Raw genomic sequence first — 20,408 nt, forward strand, 5'->3', positions numbered from 1 at the left:
TGAGCATGAGACTTGCCAGTGGCTCAAACTCACCGGGCGCACAATTTATTCCTTCAAACTGGTTTTAAACCACTGCCTAGCATCGACGAGCAGTCTGCGCACGGTTCTCGCATACCTCCGGCATGCGCTCTTGAGTAAGAATGCATCGTTCGTGTGATCCGGTGGTTCTCGCTCGGCAAGCCTCGCTGCACCACCGGCTAATTTCTCTGCTCCCTGCCGGGAGCGCAAAGATGGGTGCCTGTGGGCAGAACCGAACTATCTTGAAGATCTAATGTCTGCCAATTATGCGAGCCGTAATATAAGAGGCTGCGCGCAAGGGTTGAGAACTGGTCCTGAGCGCGGGCAACCCGGATTAAGAGCGTCCTTTGATCATGCGGAACACCAGCAAGATGATGATGGCACCGGCGACCGAGGCGATGAAGCCGACGGGTTCGCCCTCAGCATACCAGCCCGCAGCGCGGCCAAGGTATCCGGCCAGCATGGAGCCCACCACGCCCAGCAGCATGGTCACCAGACAACCGCTGGGATCTCTGCCGGGGGTGAGAAATTTGGCGATGGCGCCGGCGAAGAGTCCGATAAGAAGCATCCAGAGAAAGGACATAAATCAAGTAGGGTGTAATGGTGTGAGTTGCACTGTCACATCGCCGCGCAGTGACAATGCGGCTGCATGAGAATGCAGGATCATTTGTGCGGGGAGTTTTTATTGAGGAAGCATTTCCGGAGAGGGCAATTTGCCGGGAACGATGTCCACGCGTGTTCCGGGGTTTACCCAGTGACACAAGCGGATGATGTCCCGTGAGCCCATGCGAACACATCCCCATGACGCGGCGCTTTTCAGGCATTTTTCAGCGGTGGTGCCATGGATGTAGATGCAGCGTTTGAAGGCGCGAGCGTTCTGCGGTTCTTTGCCACGCAGCCGCAGGATGCGTGTGACGATGGCATCACCTCCGGGTGTGTTGGCGCGCAGGATCTGTCCAGTGGGTTCGCGTCCACGCAGGAGGGTGCCCTTGGGCAGGCCTTCGCCGATGATGTCGAGGACTTCCAGCCGGCCCAGGGGTGTCTGATTGGAGCGAAGCTTGTCGCCCAGGCCAAACCTGGAGGTGCTGACTGGATAGCGTTTCTTCGGGGTATTGTTTTCAAACGTCACCATCATCTGCTGCTCCACACTGACGACAATGCGCTGTGTCGGCGGGGGCTGCGGGCAGGGGCAGCGCCGGGAGAAGATGGCCAGCCATGAGGAATGTTTTTTCGGCGGCTGCACGGGGCAGGGGCATGACTGCGCGCAGCTCAACAGTCCGCAGGGAAGCAGGAACAGAGACAGATGTGCGATGGTGAGCAGGCACTTCGTTGGCTGTTTCATATCTTTTTATCGTGGATGTTTCACCATGTGGACGGGCATTCGAGGTGCAAGGTTTGTCATGACGGCTTCACTTCATCAAGCAGACCCATCCATCCGGACTCTGACAGACGATTCTTTAACCACCAACCCTGATAACTATGAAACACATTCTATATATCATGTTCACCTTTGCGACCGTCCTGACCGTTGGTTGCAACAAGCAGAAACAAGCGATCGACGCGCAAAACGATGCCGCTAAAACCGCGATCGAGCATCAGAAAGATGCCGTGGACGTCAAGGCCAAAGAGGCGAAAGCGCAGGCGGAGATCAATGCCAAGATCGAAAAGGCCAACATCGAAGCCAAGCAGGCCGCTGACCAGGCACAGCTGGATGCTGACAAGAAAAAAGCCGATGCCGACGCAGCGGCCGCCAAGGCCAAAGTGGATGCACAGCAGAAGTAACCTGGCTCATGCCCGGAGCGGGCTCAGTGAATGAGCCTGCTCTTTTTGAATGCAGCCCCTTTCCCATATCCGCAACTTACAGCACAACAACACTATGAAAACATCCACCACACGACTCGCTCTTCTCGTCCTCGCGTCTGCCGCCTGGACGCTCATTGGCACCAGCTGCCGCACCGTTCGTGGCTTTGGCCAGGACGTCGAACATGTGGGCAGCCACATCGAGCGCGCCTCGCGCTAGCTGATGACCACGCTCGTGAAGCAGGCGTTGCCGATGAAGCCGGCAAGGCTTTCAAGCAACGCTTGGTTCATGGGGTGGAGAGGCCGATGATGGAAGAGTTTCATGCCTGTGAGGCGCAGCGCCAGATGGATGACTTCTGCGCCACTGAACCACGAGCTCCGTCATCCACCGCTGATCCGTGAAGCTGGCCTGAGGCCAATTCTACGAACTCGCTTTTTTAACCCGCCAATCAATCTTACCATGAAACCATCCATCATTGCCATCCTGCTCATCGTCATCGGCGGCGCCATGCTTGCCTACGAGGGCTTCACTTACACCACGAGGGAGAAGGCCATTGACCTGGGCCCCATCCAGGTGACTACAGAAAAAGAGCACTTCGTTTACCTGCCGCCAGTCCTTGGCGGCGTGCTGGTCATTGGCGGTGTTTTGATGCTGCTCAGGTCCAAAGGGAAGTAATTCTACTTTGGCAAGTCAGCGGGATTTGGGAGCTGGCGGTACGTAGTGGGTGCGGCGGAGCGCTTTGCAGACGCTGCTGGTGGACGTGGTGTGTGGCGAAGGCGCTGGGTTTGCTTTCCCAATAAGTTGTACGCTGTACCAGGGTAGCCTCGCTGAGGCTCGGCAACCCTTCGCTATGATGCGCAGTCCCAATGGGACTGGTGTCAAGCGGAGTGGGATGACGAAAGACGGCGACAACCGGCCCATGGATTCTGAGCCCCCGATGACTTACTCAAGTAGAATGAGCCACCGGCTAACAGGCGGGCGTGGTGAGATCCTGGGAAGCCATTTGGTAGCGAAGCAGGGACGATCTTGCCTATTCGCAGTTTGGACACATCCAGAACCGGTGCGGATCAAGATTAACAAGCGCAAGGAAGGCATGCTGATCATGGCTTCCGCCCAACCACCGTCATGGACACATTTAATCGCACGCTGTCGCACTTTTTGAAATTCGTCAGCGCGCTGCTGGTCATCGGCACCCTCTATGTAGGCAGGGATGTGCTGATCCCTCTGGCTCTTGCCAGTTTGTTCACGTTTCTGCTCAATCCGCTGGTCAAAAGACTGTGCCGCTGGGGTGTGCCGCGTGTGCTGAGTCTTGGCATGGTGACGATGGTGTGCTTTTCCAGCCTGGCGCTGGTGGCCTGGCTGCTGGGCGGAGAACTGGCGAACCTGGCGAATGATCTGCCGAATCATCAGCAGAACATTCAGCGCCGCGTGGAGTCACTCCATAAAATTGGAGAAACCCAGATCATCGTGCGACTGCGGCAGCTGGTGGGGGATGTGAGCCAGCCCAAACCTGCTGTGGCGGCGCCTGCTGCACCGACTGCACCGTTGGCACCTGCGCCGTCAGTTCCGCCTGCTGCCGCGCTTTCATCCCAGTTTAGCGGGGAGGGCATGCTGATGAAGGCCTTCAACATGGTGGTGTCCACGCTGGCGGATGCACTGGGGATGGCGGCGGTGGTGATTTTGTTTGTGGTGTTCATGCTGCTGCGTCTGAACGACATCAGTCAGCGAGTTGCGCGACTGGTGGGCTATGGGCGGCTCACGCTGACGACGAAGGCGATCGATGAATCAGGCGACCGCATCAGCCGCTATCTCCTCATGCAGAGCACGGTGAACGCCATTTATGGGCTGGTGCTGGGAATAGGGCTCAGCGTGATCGGGCTTCCCTATGTGCTGCTGTGGGGGGTGCTGGCGGCGGTCTCCCGTTTCATTCCGTATGCAGGCTCTTGGATCGTGGCCATTTTGCTCTTTGGTTTGAGTCTGACCATCTTTGATGGCTGGACGAAGCCGCTGGTGGTCGTAGCCTTCATTGTCGTTCTTGAGCTGCTGACAAACATGCTGCTGGAGCCGAAGCTTTACGGACACAGCGTGGGCTTGTCAGACTTTGCGCTGCTGCTGGCCATCGCTTTCTGGACATCGCTCTGGGGCGGGGTGGGGCTGGTGCTGGCCACGCCCCTCACGGTCTGCATCGTGGTGTTTTGCAAGCATGCGCCTTCACTTGAGTGGGTGGACATCCTGATGGGAGAAAATCCACTGCCGCAGCCGCACCTGAGCTATTATCAGTACCATCTGGCGGGCAATGAGGACGCCGCGCAGGACCTGGTGGAGTTATCGCTGAAAAAAGACGGCTATGAAAAAACGCTGGAAGACATTGCCCTTCCTGCGCTGGCCCTGACACGGCGAGAGGAAGTGCTGGGCAAGCTTGATCGTGAGGAAGCGGCGGAGATTTATCGAAGCATGCGCTCAGGTTTCCTGTCTTTGAAGGAAAGCACTGACAGTGGTGCTGCTGGTGCACCGCAGGCGGATGGAGCACCGCAGGCGCTGAAGGTTTATGGGCGGGCCCTGCATGGCGAGGCCGATGCGCAGGCGCTGGAGATGCTTGCAGCGATTCTGCCCGGTTCGATCGGGCTGAAGGTGGATGAAGGGCCGAGGCTCATTGGCGAGCTGGTGCATGAACTGGAAGTGGAGAAGCCGACCGTATTTTGCATCAGCGCGATGCCCCTGCGTGCGCGGCACGATGCCAAAAATCTCTGCCTCCGAGTGCGAGGCAAGCTGCCTGACCTGAAGATCCTCGTCTGCCGCTGGAGGCTTCCTGGACAGGAGTACGACCCCAAGCCACTTCGTGAAGCGGGCGCGACCTGGGTGGTTTCTTCATTCAAAGAAGCGCGGGAGGTGCTGGAAAAGCTGGTGCAATGAGCTGATGACACCGCGCCCAAACTGCCTCATCTATGGATGTGCAGCTTCAACCGCTCCTCACTACGCCGGACGGTCATGCTATTTGCTGGTATGACTCGGGGGAGAGGTATCTCAACGCTGAGATCGAAGCCATCGCCACGGCCCAGACGAGCATCCTCTTTGAGTGCTATCTCTTTCGCGCATCGAAGGTTGGCGAACGATTCCGGGATGCCCTGACAGAAGCTGCGGGCCGGGGTGTGCAGGTGACGCTGCTGCTGGATGACGTGGGGTGCTGGGGGCTGCATCGGAACTACTTCAGCGAACTCACCCGCCTGGGAGGAAAGGTTGTTTGGTTCAATCCCGTGCGCTGGCGTTTTTGGTCGTTCCGTGATCATCGCAAGCTGCTTGTGGTGGATGACACCCATGCCTTCGTCGGCGGGTGCAACATCGCTCCTGAATACGCAGGAGACGGCGTTGATGATGGCTGGCGGGATGGTGGCATCTCCATCGAAGGACCGGTGGTGCGGCACCTTGCCGCCTCGATTGAATCGCAGGTGGAGATCGCCGGGAATCAAATATGGCGTGCGCGCAAAAACAGCCGCAGCGGCTGGGTGAAGGCTGGAGCAGACGTGTCACTGCTGCTCGTACGGCCGGGGCTGCAGCAGGGGGTGTTTCAGCGCGCCCTGCACAATGATCTTCGGCATGCGCGTGACATTGCCATCACCACGGCATACTTCCTGCCGGTGGGGAGCGCCAAAAAAATGCTGCTGCGCGCCGCCAGACATGCGCATAGTTTTCGCCTGCTGCTTCCCGGAAAGAGTGATGTGCCTCTGCTGCAGGTCGCGGCGCGCGCGCTTTACTCGGGCTTTCTGCGCCGTGGCGCGCAGATCCATGAATACCAGCCGCAGGTGCTGCATGCCAAGGTGCTCATTGTCGATGACATTGTTTACATCGGATCTTCGAACATCGATCCACGCAGCCTGGTCATCAATTTTGAAGTCATGCTGCGGATTCGCAGCGCGGTGCTCGCCAAGGAGGCGCGCCGCACCTTTGAGCGGGATCTTGACCACAGTGTGCTGGTGAAGCCCCTGTCATGGCGGAGGCCGTCCAACTGGTGGCAGCGACTGAAGCAGAAGCTGGCGCGCTTCATTTTCACCCGGCTGGATCTGGGGGTGGCCCAATACTTTGTGCAAAAAAGAGAGGCTTCTCCCCGCCGTAACTCCAGGTCCGGCTGGAATTGAGCACATCCATAAGCGGGATGGAACGCGATGGTTGAGTAACCACCCATTGCCATGAATGCTCCCGCCTCGACCACCAGCCGCCAAGAAATGATCGATCTTCTGAATGAAGATCTTGCGCGCGAGTACCAGGCGATCATTGCCTACGTGGTTTACAGCCAGACGTTGAAGGGAGCGGAATACAAGAGCATCGCGGATGAACTGGCTTTGCATGCCGAGGAGGAGCTCAGCCATGCCATTCAGATCGCGAAACAGATCGACTACTTCAACGGCACTCCGACAACGACACCCAAAGAGGTGAAGATCTCCGACAAGCCGAAGGAGATGCTGAGATTTGACCTCGATAGTGAGATGGAGACGATTCGCAACTATCGGCAGAGAATACGCCAGGCGGAGTCCATGGGAGAGTATGCGCTGAGTGAGGTGCTGCGCAAAATCATCGCCCAGGAGCAGGATCATTTCATGGATCTGGCCGAGGCGCTGGGCATCGACAACCCCGTGATCGAAGCCTAGTGATGGGTGGAGGGTGCAACACCATTGATTTAACATGAAACCCAATTCTGACCGCAGACGTAATGCCATGAAACAGCCCCCTTCTTATGCCATGCGTGCTTGTTTGATGCTGCTGCTTGCCGCCGGGCTGACGCTCAGCACCCGTGCCGCCATCACTCTGCCTGCGATTTTTAAAGATCACATGGTGCTGCAGCGTGACCAGCCGATCCCTGTCTGGGGCTGGGCGGAGGCGGGGCAGGAGGTGAATGTGAGCTTTGCGGGACAGACCAAGATCACGAAGGCTGATAAAGACGGCCATTGGAAGGTGGTGCTGGACCCGCTGCCAGCGAGCAAAGATCCTGGCATCCTGCGAGTGTCCGGTCAAAGCACCGAGGTGGTCAAAGATGTGCTGGTAGGGGAGGTGTGGCTGTGCTCCGGGCAGTCAAACATGGCGATGACGGTCAAAGGGGTGGCGGATGCCGAAAAGGAAATGGCGGCGGCAGATTTCCCCCTGATCCGCATGTTCTTTGTGCAGTCCTTCACCGCCACGACGCCGCAGGAGCAGGGCAAGGGTGTGTGGCAGGGCTGCTCCCCACGGACGGTTCCCAATTTCTCGGCGGTCGCTTATTTTTTTGGGCGGGAGCTGCATCAGACTTTGAAAGTTCCCGTGGGTTTGATCAACTCGTCCGTCGGTGGCACGGCGATTGAATCCTGGACCAGCATGGAGGCGATGCAAAAGGAAGCAGCGCTGCAGCCGCTGCTGAAGCGGTGGCAGAAGGACGTGGATTTGTTTGAGCAGCCCGACAACCGGGCGAAGAATGAGGCCGCCAAAAAACTATGGCAGGATGCGGTGAAAGCGGCGCAGGCGGCCAAGCAGCCCCCACCTCCACAGCCGGCTTATGTGGGAAGCGATCCTCTCCATCCCAACCGCCCGGGGAACTTGTTCAATGGAAAAATCGCACCGCTGATCCCCTTCGCGCTACGTGGTGCGGTCTGGTATCAGGGCGAGTCGAACGCGGGCAATGGTCCGCTCTATGCCACCCAGCTTCCTCTCATGATTCGGGACTGGCGTGCACGCTGGGGCAAGGAGTTTTCCTTTGCGTGGGTGCAGCTGCCCAATTTCCAAAAGCGCGAAGCTGAGCCGAATGCCCCCGCCACCTGGGCGCGGCTGCGTGAGGCGCAGTCCAAGGCGCTCGCGGTTCCCAATACGGGGATGACCGTCAATCTTGATGTTGGCGATGCGGTGAACCTTCATCCCACGAACAAGCTGCAGGTGGGGCATCGACTCGCGCTGTGGGCGCGGGCGAAAGTCTATGGCGAAAAAATCCTGTGGAGCGGGCCGCAGTATGAAAGCCATGCTGTTCAGGGCAATGAAGTCGTGATTCGATTTCAGCATGCTGAAGGGCTCAAAACGGCGGACGGCGGCGCAGTGGTGAAAGGTTTTGCCATTGCCGATGAAAGCCAGCACTGGCAGTGGGCGGATGCCCGCATCCAGGGCAAGGAGGTCATCGTATCTCACAGCGGCATTCAGAAGCCCGTGGCGGTGCGTTATGCCTGGGCGAACAATCCCGAGGTCAATCTGATCAATGCGGCCAGCCTGCCGACGGCCCCTTTTCGAACGGATGACTGGCCGATGGACAATGCATCGCTGCCGCCCAAGGGTGGTGCCAGCAAGCCGTAGAAGCTGATGGAAGGAGCGTTTTCCAAACTCTCGTCAAGTCTTTAAGGCTGCAAGTAGCACCACCTCGAAGAGTCCTGCATTTGACATGTAGACCGACTCTCAAAAATTTTGTCACATTGCCCGGACGGCGGAGCGGCCCCAGTGGCTGCGTCGTGCGCTTGCCTGTTATTTTCAAATAGCAGGCGGCGCACCCTCCTTGCCACTGGGGCCGCTGCGCTCGCCGGATCAAAATGACAATCTTTTCGAGAACCGGTCTAACAAAACCTGAGTCGCAGTCATTGAAATGAGTGGATGGCGGCCGGTTTGATACAACCAAAAAGCCTGGCATGCGCGATGTCAGGATCATGACCGCCACGCTTGAAAAACAGCTTTTTTTCGAGAGCAGGAGACGGCTGACCGCCCGTTTCTGCTGTCTGCGGAATCCATTGAGGAGAGGGGGCTGGTCCCAGGGGGCTCTTTCAAATGCGTCTTGTCCGGCAACTGACTGCTCCCCCAAGAGTGTCGAAACGCTTTCTGAACATGCAAGATACTACTTCTACCAAGCTCCCGAATGAACCCCAACGTCTTGCGGTGGTGGACGACCACGCCATCATCCGCGGCGTTTTTTTGACCTTGGTGGAGGACGATTCTGATCTCACCATGGCTTGGATGGCCGCCTCCCTGACTGAAGCACGGGCCAAACTCGAAAGGGACGTGCCCGATTTTCTGGTGATGGATGTGGAACTGCCAGACGGCAACGGCTTTGAATTCATTCTCGAGGTTTTGAAGCAGTTTCCACGTCTGCCGGTGCTGATGGTGTCTGCGCAGATGGACAAGAACTACCCCAACCGGGCCAAAGCCTGCGGTGCCAAGGGCTTCATTGGGAAGGAGGCTTCGCTTGGAAGTCTGGTGGAGGCTGTGAACGCCATTCAAAAAGGTAGAGTGTGGTTCACCGGAACCGATTGAAGCGGTGCCTGCCGAATGATGGGAACGAAAGCCCTGATGGAGGGGTCAGGGGGCACCCTGATGTTTGGGTGAAAACATCAGGTATCACCTGAGGGGCGGAGCAGGTCGGGGTCGGGTTGTGAGATTCATGCGGATTCGTAGTGGTTGCTCATGAAAACATTCCAATCCTTCACTGTCTCGTCATCCAGCGACGTCCCCAGCCATGAAGGGCAACCGCTTGATGAGGAGCTGATGCGTGCCATTCAGATGCAAGATCCACTGGCCATGGAGACCTTGTTTCAGCGCTACCGGACACTGCTCCGAAGTGTCATCATGCGAATTGTGCCTGATTCCGCCGCTGCGGACGACGTCCTGCAGGAGTGCATTCTGGAGATCTGGAACCATGCCGATCATTTTTCCGCTGAGAAAGGCAGGGCGCTGGGGTGGATCGTGACTCTGGCCAAACGCCGGTCAATTGACTATCTGCGCCGGTCTCAGGCCTATAACAACGCCAAGGACAGGATGGAAAATGAGGTCCGGCTGAGCCCGTTCATCCTGAATGCGGCGGACGACTGCGAGCACGCCGACATTTCACGGGTGCTGCATCAGCATCTGAACCGGCTGCCCGCGCACCAGCAGCAGGTCATCGACCTCGCTTTCCTCAAGGGGATGAGCCAGCGTGAAGTGGCGCAAGTCACGCACACGCCTCTGGGGACGGTGAAAACACGGATGGAACTCGGCTTGAAGAAACTGCGGTCGTCCTTTCGCGGTTGGAATGAGATGGTAAACCTGCAGTATTCCTGATCGGTCAGAAAGCTGACGGGAAGGTGAGCAGCGACATGACAGCCTAAAAAAGAGCCCTGTCCGGCAGGCTGCCGGACAGGACTGAGAACAAGCAGAGCGGGGGTTTTTGAGCGGAGAGAATCGAGGTCTTCTCTTCGCCGCCTGTTCAAAGAGGCCATCGTTTCACGCGATGAAAGCGGATGCCTTGAATTTGAGAAGCAGGCGGGTGCCTGGCTATTTGTTCGACTGACTATTGACCCATTCGACGGCGGCACGGATCAATTCAGGGGCGGTCTGGACCTTGAGCTTCTCCTTGATATGGGAGCGGTGGGTTTCCACGGTCTTGACGCTGAGGAAAAGAGTCAGGGCAATCTCCCGAGTGCTGCGGCCCTCCCCGAGGGCGTGAAAGATTTCGAGTTCGCGGTCACTGAGCTGGTCCACGGCCGAGCCGCTGCCATTGGACGTGCGTCCATTGAGAAAAGTATCGAGCAGACGGCCGCCGATGGCTTCGCTGAGGTAGAGCGATCCGGAGAGGACCCGGCGGATCGCCTCGATCACTTTTTCAGGCGCCTCGGCCTTCATGATGTAACCGCGTGCGCCCGCGCGCAGGGCGCGTTCGGCGTAGAGGTTTTCATCATGCGAGGAGAGCATGAGGGCCGGGAGGGCGGGGTATTGGGCGCGGATGGATTTGATGAGCTCGATCCCGTTGGTGCCATTGATGGAGATGTCCACGATGAGCATGTCCGGCTTGAGCTCCTCCACGGAAGACATGGCCTGGGCGGCGGAGCAGACGCCGCCGCAGACAAGCATGTCCGGCTGGTGATTGATGAGCTGGGTGATGCCGTCGCGGAAGATGGGATGGTCGTCCACGATCAGGACGCGCCGCTTCAGCTCTTTGGCAGGAGATTCCTTCGTTCCGAGTGTGCTATTGGAGACTTTCGCCATGAGAAACGGGATCAGTTGGGTGCCGACAGGAAACAACGTCAAACCGGGGCGGGCAAGCTGCATTTTACCGACATCATGGACTTCAGGCGAGAGTGCCGCCGGCAAGTGGTTCAGGGCTGTTTCAGGTTTCAGGGCGGGTGGAAAAGCGGTGGAGCATTTTGCGCAGGGCCTCGGCGGTGACGGGCTTGACGATGTGCTCGGTGAAGCCAGCGGCATGCACGCGTGCAATATCCGACTCCATGCCGTAACCACTCATGGCAACGGCCGGAATGTCCGACTTTTCCCGCAGCGATGCGATGACTTCATAGCCCGAGCCGTCAGGCAGGCCGATGTCGCTGAGCAGGAGATCGAAGGTGCCCTCCGCCAGCGCCTGGCGTGCTTCCGCCAGGGTGCTGGCGACGGCGACGGCGTGATTCCAGCGCGTCATCAGCCGGTGGAGAACATGGCGCGTGTCATCGTGGTCCTCGACGAGCAGCACGCGCAAGGAACGAGCCGGTGCGAAGGGATCGATGCTGGGCGTGGCATGCGCATTTTCAGGCACGCTTCCGGCGGCAATGACGGGAAGCTCGACGATGAATGTGGCGCCATGCTTATGGCCGGCACTGCGCACGCTGATGGTGCCGCCGTGGGCTTCCACCAGTCCCTTGGCGACACTCAAGCCCAGCCCCAGGCCGCCGAAACGCCGTGTGGTGCCGGCCTGGCCCTGGCGGAATGGTTCAAAGATTTGAGGCATCAGTTCCGGGACAATGCCGATGCCATTGTCCTCGACCTCGACTCTCAACTTGTCTGCCGACTGCATGGTGCGGATCGTCACCTGGCCGCCTGGGGGGGAGAATTTCACGGCGTTGCCGAAGAGGTTTGAAAACACCTGGGTGAGGCGTGCGGCATCCCCGCGAATCATCAGCCTGTCCCGGGCCAGATCCAATACCGGGGTGATCTGCTTTTCCTGCAGGGCGGGTTTGATCATCGCGAGGGCATCACGCAGAATGGAATGAAGATCCGTGGGGGTGGAGTGGATGCGGAGCTTGCCCTGAGTGATGCGGGTGACATCGAGAAGGTCGTCCACGAGCCTGGCCTCCAGCTCGATGTTGCGACGAATGATGGCGAGGTATTCACGGACTTCTGCCGGATCTGCGGTCTCGTTCATGAGAGCGGAGGCGGCGGCGAGGGCGGGAGTCAGAGGGGTGCGCAGCTCGTGGCTGAGCACTGCCAGGAAATCGTCCTTGGCCGCATTGGCCGCCACGGCCGTGGTCCTGGCGGCAGCCAGATCCTGCACCATGGAGGCGAGATCGTCTGAACGGGAATCCAAGGCGCGGCGCAGCGTGTCGCGGGTGAGCTTTGTTTGAAGCTGGTTGCGCACGCGTGCGCGGAGCTCATCAATGGAAAAAGGTTTCAGCACATAGTCTTGCGCTCCTTCGACCAGGAGGTTGAGTTTTGTCTCTTCATCGGCCTTCGCGGTGAGCAGGATCACCGGCAGGTCCCGCAGGGCCTCGTCCTGGCGGAGAGCGGCGATGAGTTCTTCACCCGTCATGACCGGCATCATCATGTCTGTGAGGATGAGATCCGGCATTCGTTCGCGGATGGCCGCCAATGCCGCCTGGCCGTTGTCTGCGGTGCGGGTCTGTGCATCGGGCTCAAGAACGCGGCAGATAAATTCACGCATGTCCTGATTGTCTTCGACGACGAGAACATCCGGCCGTGTCGACACCCGAGGCTGGGCAGGGGGCTGAACAGTCTGCGCAGGTGCGGTGGCTGGAGCATTGGCCAGCCGCTGGATCACGGCATCTGTGCCGCTCCACGCCGAGGTCTGAACATCCACACCGTGCGGGGCATGGCGTGGCAGGCGCACACGGAACTGAGCGCCTCCGGCAGCGCTCTCGCCGACGAAAATGGTGCCGCCATGCATTTCGACAAATTCCTTCACGATGGAAAGCCCGAGGCCTGTGCCGCCATAGCGCCGCTGGGTGTCCCTGTCCCCCTGCTGGAAGCGCTCAAAGATGGTTTCGCGGTAATCAGGAGGCACGCCCGGGCCTGCGTCCTCCACGGTGAGTGAGAGGTGGTCGCCGTCCTCAGCCAGAGAGAGACGCACGGTGCTGTCATTGGGGGCGTATTTGAAGGCATTCGAAAGCAGATTCATGAAGACGCGCTGCACTTTGTCGCCATCCACTTCAGCAACCACTTCGGCGGGTGCTTGAAGTGCGACGCTGATGCCGCGCTCGCTGACGATGGATTCAAAGATGTTGGCCATGGCGCGTGCCATGGCGGCCAGATCGATGCGTGAGTAATGGAGGTCCAGCCTGCCGAACTCCAGCTTGGAGACATCCAGCAGATCATTGACGTATTTATGCAGGAGGAGCGCATTGCGGCGTACTACGGTGAGTTCGCGCCGCGCCGCAGGGTCTTTGGCCGTCTGAAGAAGATGCTCGACGGGGGCGAAAATCAGTGACAGCGGCGTGCGCAGTTCATGGCTGACGTTGGAAAAGAAGTTTGTCTTGAGCTGGTCAAGCTGGGTGACCTTTTTGTAGAGATCATTCAATTCGCCGTAAGCACGCTCCAGCTTCACTCCTTGTTCCGCAGAGAGGCGCGCGGCCTTCAGCATGTTGAGGATGTGCGGGATCAACGGCGGCAGGACCACCGCCGTCGTCACGGACGCGATGGCGGTGATGAGCTTGACCCAGCCGGAAAGCCAGTAGCGTGGGTTCTCCGCCGTGAGAGTCCACACTTCCATGAAGTGCGTGGCGCCACAGGCCACGATGAAGATGGCGAAGGCGATCATGATCCAATGAAACGGCAGTTCATTCCGCACTCGGTAAACCAGCCACACCAGCGTCGTCGAGATGGCCACATAGGAGAAGCCGATGAGCAAGTCAGAACCGCCATGCAACTGCATCAGCTGCTGATTGAACAAATAGCAGTGGGAATGGGGCATGAAGTAATCACCCACTCGCACACCGGAGGAGAGATAGAAGCCTGCGGCGAGCAGCACGAGAACGGCGGCGAGAAGGACGGATTGAAGAAACGAAGGTTTCATGGCATTGTGGCAGCACGGCATAAGCTCATGGTGCTGGTGCGGAACACAGGCTCATGAGGGAAACAAGTTCTGGCGAATGATTGGGGCTTGAGACGAGCGGGGCAACTGAAACGCCGATGTGGAGAAAAATGGGCCGCATCTCAATCACAGGGCGGGGAGGATGATCTGGGAGAGGAGACAAGCTTCTTCGGGCACATGGCGCTGCAGCAAGGACGCGCCGTTTGCCTGCATCAGCCGGTGTGCCGTCCACAGGCCGAGCCCATACCCGCCGCGGCGTGTCGTGGAAAGGGGCTGCCCCCAGGTGCTGGTATCCAGCGCTTCCTTCTTCGGCTCTCTGAGTTCAAAGAGAACCTGGCCGTTGGCTGCCCGGGCGGTGACAGTCACGGGATCGCCCGTGGAAAAGTCCGTCGCATTGGTCAGCAGTTCGCGAAAAACCGTCGCCATCATGGACACGTCCACATTGACGCGTTCGTCGCCGAGTTCATCCACCCAATGAACCTCCAGGACATCCTGCAGAGCCGCATGGTTCTCGCGCCAGATTGCGAGCAGCACGCGGGCGGAGATGGGTGCTGCGAAGGGCTGCGGATCTTGAAACAGAGCGGCAAGGGAACGCAATTGCACGGAGAGCGCACGGAGCTGCTTCTGGATGCGCTCCACGCTGGCCGTGGCTTCTCCATCCGTCACGAGTTCGTTGAGGAGGGTGGTTTCCAGATCAAGGCTGTTCAAGCCGTTGCGTACATCATGCGTGTGCTGCCGCACAAACCCGGCCACGCGTTTCCAAGGGATTTCAGGTGCGGAATTCATGTTGTTCTGTACGCGAGGTGCAGAGTGCATGGTTGTCACAAACTCATCTATTTCACAAGCGACTCTGACAAGTGCCTTTGAAGTGGCAGCAGGCAGAAATTGGCACGACCAAACGGCCTGCTAGCTGCGAAGTTTGGGGATATGATAGATTCACGCATGTTCTGTGTGCCCATTTGGTGCGGCACGAATATTAACTGGGCTCCGGGATCCTGGAGACAATGAGCGCCCCTGCCCAGACCGCCATGGTTTCACCTGCGACAACCACCGCCGGCAAACGCCTGCTGGTGGTGGACGATCATCCCGTGTTCCGGCACGGAATCTGCCAGTTTTTAGGCCAGTTCAGCGACGTTTCTGTCTGCGGTGAGGCGTCCAATGCGCAGAGCGCGCTGGCAGCCATGAGGCTGCACCAGCCCGAGGTGGCGCTGCTCGATGTGTCCATGCCAGGAACGAACGGGATTGAGCTGATCAAACACATGCTGGCGGAGCAGCCGTCGCTGATCATTCTCATGATCTCCATGCACGATGAATCCCTCTATGCCCTGCGGGCTTTGCGGGCTGGTGCCAAGGGCTATGTGATGAAACAGCAGGCGATGGAAAACATCCTGGAAGCACTGCGCAAAGTCATCGGCGGCGGCATCTATGTCAGTCCGCTTTTCACGGAAAAGCTGATTTTCAAGACCATCCAAGGCAGCGAAGGGGACCTGGGATCGCCCGTGGACAAGCTCTCTGATCGTGAGCTTGAGGTGCTGCAGCTGTTCGGACGCGACAAGACGACGCGTGAGATCGCCGATGCACTGCATCTCAGCGTGAAGACGGTCGAAACACACCGAATGCATATCAAGGAGAAGCTCGGCTTTAAAGATGCGGACGAACTGATGAGGTTCGCCATCGAATGGGTCGCGGTGTCGCAAGACTGAGCCGGTTTTGTTTCCGGCCGGCGGCTGCGCCCGCTCAGACCAAGTCTGCCACGGCCACCCGGACCTCGCTGTCAATGATGCCTCTGTCGATGGCGTAACGGGTGAGTCCGGCGATGTCATGGATGCGGAGCTCTTTCATCAGGCTCTGGCGGTGCTTTTCCACCGTCTTCACGCTGATGTGCAACTCTGCGGAAATCTGCTTGTTGGCGCTGCCTTCGGCGACGAGCTGGAGCACCTCGGCTTCGCGTGAGGTGAGCTGAGTGAGGCAGGCGGGCTCATGGACGGCATCGCTGCAGGCCTCGCGCTCCAAATGTCTGGCAATGGAGGGGCTGAAATAGGCTTCGCCCTTGTGCGCTGCGCGGATGGCGGCGGGCAGGAGTTCTGCCTCGGACTGCTTGAGGAGATACCCCGATATTTTAAGCTTCATCAGCTCCTCCAGCTGAATGGGATCGCTGGAGGCTGACAAAATGAGAATCTTGGTGGCAGGCCGTGCCTGCATGATCTGCCGGGTCGCCTCCAGCCCGTTGAGCCGTGGCATGTGAATGTCCATCACGACAATGTGGGGCTGCAGGTGCAGGCAAAGTTCGACGGCCTGGTGTCCATTGGCGGCTTCGCCAATGATCCTGATGTCGTCTTCGTCCGCCAGCAGCGAACGCAGGCCTGCGCGGAGAATCATGTGGTCTTCAGAGAGCAGAATGTTGATCGGATTCATCAGGAGAACAGAGCGTTGGTTGAATCGCAAATAAGCCCTGCGCCGGGATTTGATTCACATGAGCTTCGCAAGTCGAGGAGCAATGGGTTGTACCCCGCTGATGAAAAAAAGTGGCGGGGCGAGAAATTCAACGCGTCCGGGCCGGGCCCGAGCTGCGATAGTCATTCTAAAATCTCACCTCGATTTGCATTATGGAAATCATTGACCAAGCGATCCACATCGACCTGCCTCTGCAGACCGTTTACAACCAATGGACCCGGTTTGAGGATTTTCCGCTGTTCATGGACGGAGTCACCGAGGTGCATCAGTTGGGTTGTGACCGGGTGGAATGGCAGGTGAAGATGGGCGGGAAAAAGAAGACCTGGCTGGCGGAGATCATCGAGCAAGTGCCGGATGCCTGCATCGCATGGCGCAGCACGAACGGAGTGGTGACTTCTGGAAGGGTGGTTTTCACTTCGCTGGGCATGAACTGCACGCGCGTGCATCTGCACCTGAACTACAAACCCGAGGGGATTGTTGAGAAGGCGGCCGCTGCACTGGGGCTGGTGAAGGCGCGGGTGGTGGGAGATCTGCTGCGCTTCAAAGATTTTATCGAGGGAGCGGTCGTTTTGCCCGATGGCTGGCGGGGCACCATCGGTAGCAGCAGCCTCAGCCGGGAGGAGACAGCGCACACGCCGGCGAACGGTCACAACATGCTGAAAACGAAACACAGCAGCCCGAGAGCGCAGATGAGCCTCAATTCAGTGTGCGTGGAGTGATGCCAACATGCCAGCGATGATGGAGGAGGAATCGGCCGTCTTCACACTTAGATTTTCTGGTTCTGCCGGGCACGATGTTTCCTCGGTGTAGAAGAAGAATGCGGCCGACTGGCCGGCTCCTGTGCTGGCGGCAACGCTGTCATTCTCAAGAACCGAGATGATGAGGTCAGACAGCCAGAGCAAATCGAAGGAGCCGGCCGCGCCGGCTGCGAGTTCACTGTTCTGCGTGGACCCGGCAAAGGGTGGCACTGATGAGGGATGGGGATTGCACTGAGACATAGGGAGGAAGCGGGTTCATCACTGCCGTTCGAATTGGAGCGCCCGGCTCATTGACAGGATTCACACGACAGGCGGACGGCGGCCTGAAATGAACGAGATCAAAAACAGCACAAGAAAAACCACGAAGCAAACGTGAGCGATCGATGCCGCCGTTCCAGCGACGCCGCCGAATCCAAGCGCCCCAGCAATGAGCGCGATAATGAGAAATGTGAGAGTGTAGGATAACATAATATGACTTTCTGTTGCTTATGGTTCGCGTGTGACGGCATGGGCGGCCGTATCCATTTGGCCGCTGGCAGGTGTGTCGTGACTAGGCGGCCATCCGGGCGTTTTCGATGAGCGTCAGCAGGTGACGCTGGGCCCGCAGCACGGGCTGCTCATTGCCAAAGGCCAGGTCCAGCACCGGCATGGTTTTATGAATGCGCTCCTCCAAGGCCTCGTCGTCGTCATCGAGATGAGCTGCGGCATCCGCCAGTTTGACCAGGCGCGTCTGCCAGTCGCAGGCTTGGAGCCGCTTGAGATGAACGCCTTCGTCCAAGTCTGGGGCACGGCTTAAACGCTCCACCCGGGATGCGATGAGGCGGCCAAACTGGCTTTCAATTTCTTCCAGCGAGACATCGGTTTTCTCCAGTACATTGTGCAGCAGCGCGGTGGCCAGCACGGGAGGTTCCTGACAATGATAGACCGCCGTGAGCGTGACAGCCACGCGTGTGGCCTGGGCGAACGAAGGCGGGACTTCATTGGGAGGCACTTCGCCTGCATGGGCATGGGCTGCAAATGCGGCGGCTTTTTGCCAGAGGGGCTGGGAGATGGCGGCTGCGATGTCAGCCTGCTGCTCGTGCAACTGGTCGTAGAAAAAGGAAGCCATGACATTCATGCCATGTAATCGTGCCTGCCCTGGAATCCGGATGTGGGCTGATAAACTCAGCATGTTTTTTTGGGTCAGAGCCGCTGACCAGACGGCATGGTTTGTGGCTGCATGGTTCCCCTGCGCCACCTCTGCAAGAACCGAAGCCCCGACTGCGATCAGTCGAGGTTGAGCTTGCGTGCCAGGCGGTTGAGAAGCCGGTGAATGCGGTCTGCTGTGTCGTCCCGCTGTTCGTGCGCTATGGACCAGGCGACGAATGCTCCCACGAGCATTCCTGCGCCGAACACGCCAAGTGCTGAGGTGCCTGGATGTTCACGCAACAGGCGTTCGCCGGAATGCAAAACCTCGGCGGCCTTTTCTTTGGTTCTACCCAAGGCCCGGTCTGCCGCTCCAGCAGTGTCACTCCCTGTGGCACTTTCCCAGGCACGAGCCGCCTTTACGGAAAGATTTTCAGGATCGTCCAGCGTGGGAATGGTTGGATTGTTCATGGTAGTGGCTAGTTGAGGGTTCACAGACTAATCGCCTGGAACGGGGGCTGCGGTTGTACAGGTTCCCCACAACCATCTGTCCGGAACTAGCCTTTACCAGACTGGCGGGTGGCCAGCCTGGAGATGGCCTCCTGCAAGGCGGAGAACTCGACCGGCTTGGTGAGGTGCTCAGAAAACCCCGCCTGCTGGCTGCGCTCCACATCATCGTCCATGCCAAAGCCGCTCATTGCAATGGCAGGCGGACGCCAGCCGTAGAGGGCGAAGAACTGCTCCAGCAACTCGGTGCCACGCCCGTCAGGCAGTCCGATGTCCGAAATGAGCAGGTCGAATTCGTACCCGCGCGCGACTTCGAGGCTCTCGGCGAGGGAGGCCGCGGTGCGGACGATGTAACCGCGCCGCGTCAGCAGTCGTGTCAGCGTGCCCAGCGTGTCAGGATGATCTTCGACGACCAGCAAGCGCAGACCTTCAGGGGCCGAGAGCGGATGCTTCGATTCTCCGTTGGGCTGATCCGAAGGCATGGAGGAGGGGAGACGGACGGTGAACTTGGAGCCGCAATTGGGGCCGTCACTGTGCGCAGCGATGACGCCGCTGTGCATTTCCACCAGAGCTTTGCAGATGGCCAGCCCGAGGCCGAGGCCAGCCTGAGTGTGAAGTGCGCCCTGCTCGAATGCGTCAAAGATGCGGTCCAGCTTGTCGGGCACGATGCCGATGCCCTGGTCCGCGATCTGGACGCTGATGCGGCCTCCCGGTTCGGTGACATAGGTGCTCACTTCGATGGTGCTGTCCTCGGGGCTGAACTTCGCGGCGTTGGTCAGCAGATTCCAGAAGACCTGCTGCAACCGGGCGAAATCTCCGCGCACATGCGGGTCGGGAGCTTCCAGCTTTTCCGCCACTCGAATTCTTCGTGCGGAAAGGTCTGGCTGGCAGGTTTTCATCGCCTGGCGCAGCGCCTCGTGAACATCCACCGGGTGGAGTTCAAGACGCAGCTTGCCATTGCGGATGCGCGCGAGATCGAGCAGGTCGTCAATCAGTCGCGCTTCCAGCCGCACATTGCGCTGAATGGTGTCGATGTGTTCGCGGACGGCGGGTGGGCATTCGATCTCCTCCAGCAGGGTGACTGCATGGACGATGGGTGAAAGCGGGGTGCGCAATTCATGCGACAGCATCGCCAGGAAGCGGTCCTTGGCGGCGTTTGCCTCCTCGGCCTCGGCCTGCGCGGATTCTGCACGGATGCGGCGTTCGCGTTCCTCGGCCTCCCGCTCCAGCGCTTCATTGCGTGCGGCCAGCTCCATGTTGGCGATGCGGAGGGCCTCCTCCGCCGCCTGCCGCGTGCTGTTCATATCGGCGAGAGCGCGGGTCTTGCTGAAGAGATCGACAAAGACGTTCACCTTGGAGCGCAGCACGGCGGGATTGATCGGCTTGGTGAGGTAATCGACCGCACCGACATCATAGCCGATCACGGCGTGTTCATCCTCGCGGTAGTGAGCGGTGAGAAAGATGATGGGGATGTGCTGGGTGCGTTTGCGTTCCTTGATCATCTTTGCCAGTTCGATCCCGCTCATGTCAGGCATCTGCACGTCCAGGACGATGGCTGCGAAATCTCCGTTCATCAGGGCCATCAGCGCCTCGGCTCCGGTCTGTGCTTTGATCAGCCTGTAGCTGGCGCCATTGAGAACACTCTCGATCGCCAGGAGGTTCTTGCTGTCGTCGTCAACGACGAGCACCGTGGGTTTGTCCCGCAGCGGTACTTTGTGAGTGGAGGTGTCAATGGGCATGG

Annotated in this window: 21 protein-coding genes; 11 read left to right on the forward strand and 10 right to left on the reverse strand. The window is 58.9% G+C overall.

Annotation, left to right across the window (positions count from 1 at the left end; genetic code table 11):
- Positions 1 to 352: 352 nt before the first annotated feature.
- Both AC24GY_RS28380 and AC24GY_RS28385 read right to left on the reverse strand, forming a co-directional pair.
- Positions 353 to 601: a GlsB/YeaQ/YmgE family stress response membrane protein gene (locus AC24GY_RS28380; protein WP_487689980.1), complete on the reverse strand. Its 249-nt coding sequence runs from the start codon at positions 599 to 601 to the stop codon at positions 353 to 355.
- Positions 602 to 700: 99 nt separating this feature from the next.
- Positions 701 to 1,360 (reverse strand): L,D-transpeptidase, encoded by a 660-nt coding sequence (locus tag AC24GY_RS28385; protein ID WP_487689982.1) that lies wholly within the window; start codon positions 1,358 to 1,360, stop codon positions 701 to 703.
- A gap of 137 nt (positions 1,361 to 1,497) precedes the next feature.
- Between AC24GY_RS28385 and AC24GY_RS28390 the strand changes: the two genes are divergently transcribed.
- The 9 genes from AC24GY_RS28390 (at position 1,498) to AC24GY_RS28430 (ending at position 9,850) form a co-directional block, all read left to right on the forward strand.
- Complete coding sequence (locus AC24GY_RS28390; RefSeq protein WP_487689985.1) at positions 1,498 to 1,800, forward strand: hypothetical protein; 303 nt, start codon at positions 1,498 to 1,500, stop codon at positions 1,798 to 1,800.
- A 94-nt stretch (positions 1,801 to 1,894) separates the two neighbouring features.
- The gene (locus AC24GY_RS28395; RefSeq protein WP_422323133.1) at positions 1,895 to 2,038 is read left to right on the forward strand and encodes an entericidin A/B family lipoprotein; all 144 of its coding nucleotides are present in this window, start codon (positions 1,895 to 1,897) and stop codon (positions 2,036 to 2,038) included.
- Positions 2,039 to 2,278: 240 nt separating this feature from the next.
- Positions 2,279 to 2,494 (forward strand): DUF3185 domain-containing protein, encoded by a 216-nt coding sequence (locus AC24GY_RS28400; RefSeq protein ID WP_487689989.1) that lies wholly within the window; start codon positions 2,279 to 2,281, stop codon positions 2,492 to 2,494.
- A gap of 450 nt (positions 2,495 to 2,944) precedes the next feature.
- Positions 2,945 to 4,732, forward strand: coding sequence for an AI-2E family transporter (locus AC24GY_RS28405; protein ID WP_487689993.1), 1,788 nt, complete (start codon positions 2,945 to 2,947; stop codon positions 4,730 to 4,732).
- 32 nt (positions 4,733 to 4,764) lie between these two features.
- Positions 4,765 to 5,952 carry a phospholipase D-like domain-containing protein gene (locus AC24GY_RS28410; RefSeq protein WP_487689996.1) on the forward strand — a complete coding sequence of 396 codons (1,188 nt, stop codon included), beginning with the start codon at positions 4,765 to 4,767 and terminating at the stop codon, positions 5,950 to 5,952.
- A 51-nt stretch (positions 5,953 to 6,003) separates the two neighbouring features.
- The gene (locus tag AC24GY_RS28415) at positions 6,004 to 6,462 is read left to right on the forward strand and encodes a ferritin-like domain-containing protein (protein ID WP_487689999.1); all 459 of its coding nucleotides are present in this window, start codon (positions 6,004 to 6,006) and stop codon (positions 6,460 to 6,462) included.
- Positions 6,463 to 6,529: 67 nt separating this feature from the next.
- Entirely contained in the window at positions 6,530 to 8,122 is a 1,593-nt protein-coding gene (locus AC24GY_RS28420) for a sialate O-acetylesterase (RefSeq protein ID WP_487690002.1), read from the forward strand.
- Between the two features lie 519 nt (positions 8,123 to 8,641).
- Positions 8,642 to 9,067 carry a response regulator gene (locus AC24GY_RS28425; RefSeq protein WP_422317715.1) on the forward strand — a complete coding sequence of 142 codons (426 nt, stop codon included), beginning with the start codon at positions 8,642 to 8,644 and terminating at the stop codon, positions 9,065 to 9,067.
- 150 nt (positions 9,068 to 9,217) lie between these two features.
- Positions 9,218 to 9,850: an RNA polymerase sigma factor gene (locus tag AC24GY_RS28430; RefSeq protein ID WP_487690005.1), complete on the forward strand. Its 633-nt coding sequence runs from the start codon at positions 9,218 to 9,220 to the stop codon at positions 9,848 to 9,850.
- Positions 9,851 to 10,063: 213 nt separating this feature from the next.
- Here AC24GY_RS28430 and AC24GY_RS28435 read toward each other — a convergent pair whose 3' ends face one another.
- From AC24GY_RS28435 to AC24GY_RS28445, 3 genes are all read right to left on the reverse strand, one after another.
- On the reverse strand, positions 10,064 to 10,837 hold the full coding sequence (locus AC24GY_RS28435; protein WP_422322061.1) for a response regulator transcription factor: 774 nt from the start codon (positions 10,835 to 10,837) through the stop codon (positions 10,064 to 10,066).
- 58 nt (positions 10,838 to 10,895) lie between these two features.
- Complete coding sequence (locus tag AC24GY_RS28440) at positions 10,896 to 13,805, reverse strand: ATP-binding protein (protein WP_487690008.1); 2,910 nt, start codon at positions 13,803 to 13,805, stop codon at positions 10,896 to 10,898.
- Positions 13,806 to 13,949: 144 nt separating this feature from the next.
- On the reverse strand, positions 13,950 to 14,609 hold the full coding sequence (locus AC24GY_RS28445) for a histidine kinase (RefSeq protein ID WP_487690011.1): 660 nt from the start codon (positions 14,607 to 14,609) through the stop codon (positions 13,950 to 13,952).
- Between the two features lie 218 nt (positions 14,610 to 14,827).
- Between AC24GY_RS28445 and AC24GY_RS28450 the strand changes: the two genes are divergently transcribed.
- Positions 14,828 to 15,526: a response regulator gene (locus tag AC24GY_RS28450; protein ID WP_422320933.1), complete on the forward strand. Its 699-nt coding sequence runs from the start codon at positions 14,828 to 14,830 to the stop codon at positions 15,524 to 15,526.
- A 34-nt stretch (positions 15,527 to 15,560) separates the two neighbouring features.
- Here AC24GY_RS28450 and AC24GY_RS28455 read toward each other — a convergent pair whose 3' ends face one another.
- Positions 15,561 to 16,238: a response regulator gene (locus AC24GY_RS28455; RefSeq protein ID WP_487690014.1), complete on the reverse strand. Its 678-nt coding sequence runs from the start codon at positions 16,236 to 16,238 to the stop codon at positions 15,561 to 15,563.
- Positions 16,239 to 16,429: 191 nt separating this feature from the next.
- Here AC24GY_RS28455 and AC24GY_RS28460 point away from each other — a divergent pair, with 191 nt between their 5' ends.
- Positions 16,430 to 16,996 carry an SRPBCC family protein gene (locus AC24GY_RS28460; RefSeq protein ID WP_422320935.1) on the forward strand — a complete coding sequence of 189 codons (567 nt, stop codon included), beginning with the start codon at positions 16,430 to 16,432 and terminating at the stop codon, positions 16,994 to 16,996.
- A gap of 339 nt (positions 16,997 to 17,335) precedes the next feature.
- Here the strand turns inward: AC24GY_RS28460 and AC24GY_RS28465 are convergent, their stop codons facing one another.
- From AC24GY_RS28465 to AC24GY_RS28480, 4 genes are all read right to left on the reverse strand, one after another.
- The gene (locus tag AC24GY_RS28465; protein WP_422322044.1) at positions 17,336 to 17,503 is read right to left on the reverse strand and encodes a DUF1328 domain-containing protein; all 168 of its coding nucleotides are present in this window, start codon (positions 17,501 to 17,503) and stop codon (positions 17,336 to 17,338) included.
- 82 nt (positions 17,504 to 17,585) lie between these two features.
- The gene (locus AC24GY_RS28470; RefSeq protein WP_487690017.1) at positions 17,586 to 18,143 is read right to left on the reverse strand and encodes an HD domain-containing protein; all 558 of its coding nucleotides are present in this window, start codon (positions 18,141 to 18,143) and stop codon (positions 17,586 to 17,588) included.
- Positions 18,144 to 18,301: 158 nt separating this feature from the next.
- Positions 18,302 to 18,631: a hypothetical protein gene (locus tag AC24GY_RS28475; protein WP_487690020.1), complete on the reverse strand. Its 330-nt coding sequence runs from the start codon at positions 18,629 to 18,631 to the stop codon at positions 18,302 to 18,304.
- Positions 18,632 to 18,717: 86 nt separating this feature from the next.
- Positions 18,718 to 20,406, reverse strand: coding sequence for a response regulator (locus AC24GY_RS28480; RefSeq protein ID WP_487690023.1), 1,689 nt, complete (start codon positions 20,404 to 20,406; stop codon positions 18,718 to 18,720).
- Between the last annotated feature and the right edge of the window lie 2 nt (positions 20,407 to 20,408).

This window comes from Prosthecobacter sp. Pr1, from assembly GCF_057652315.1.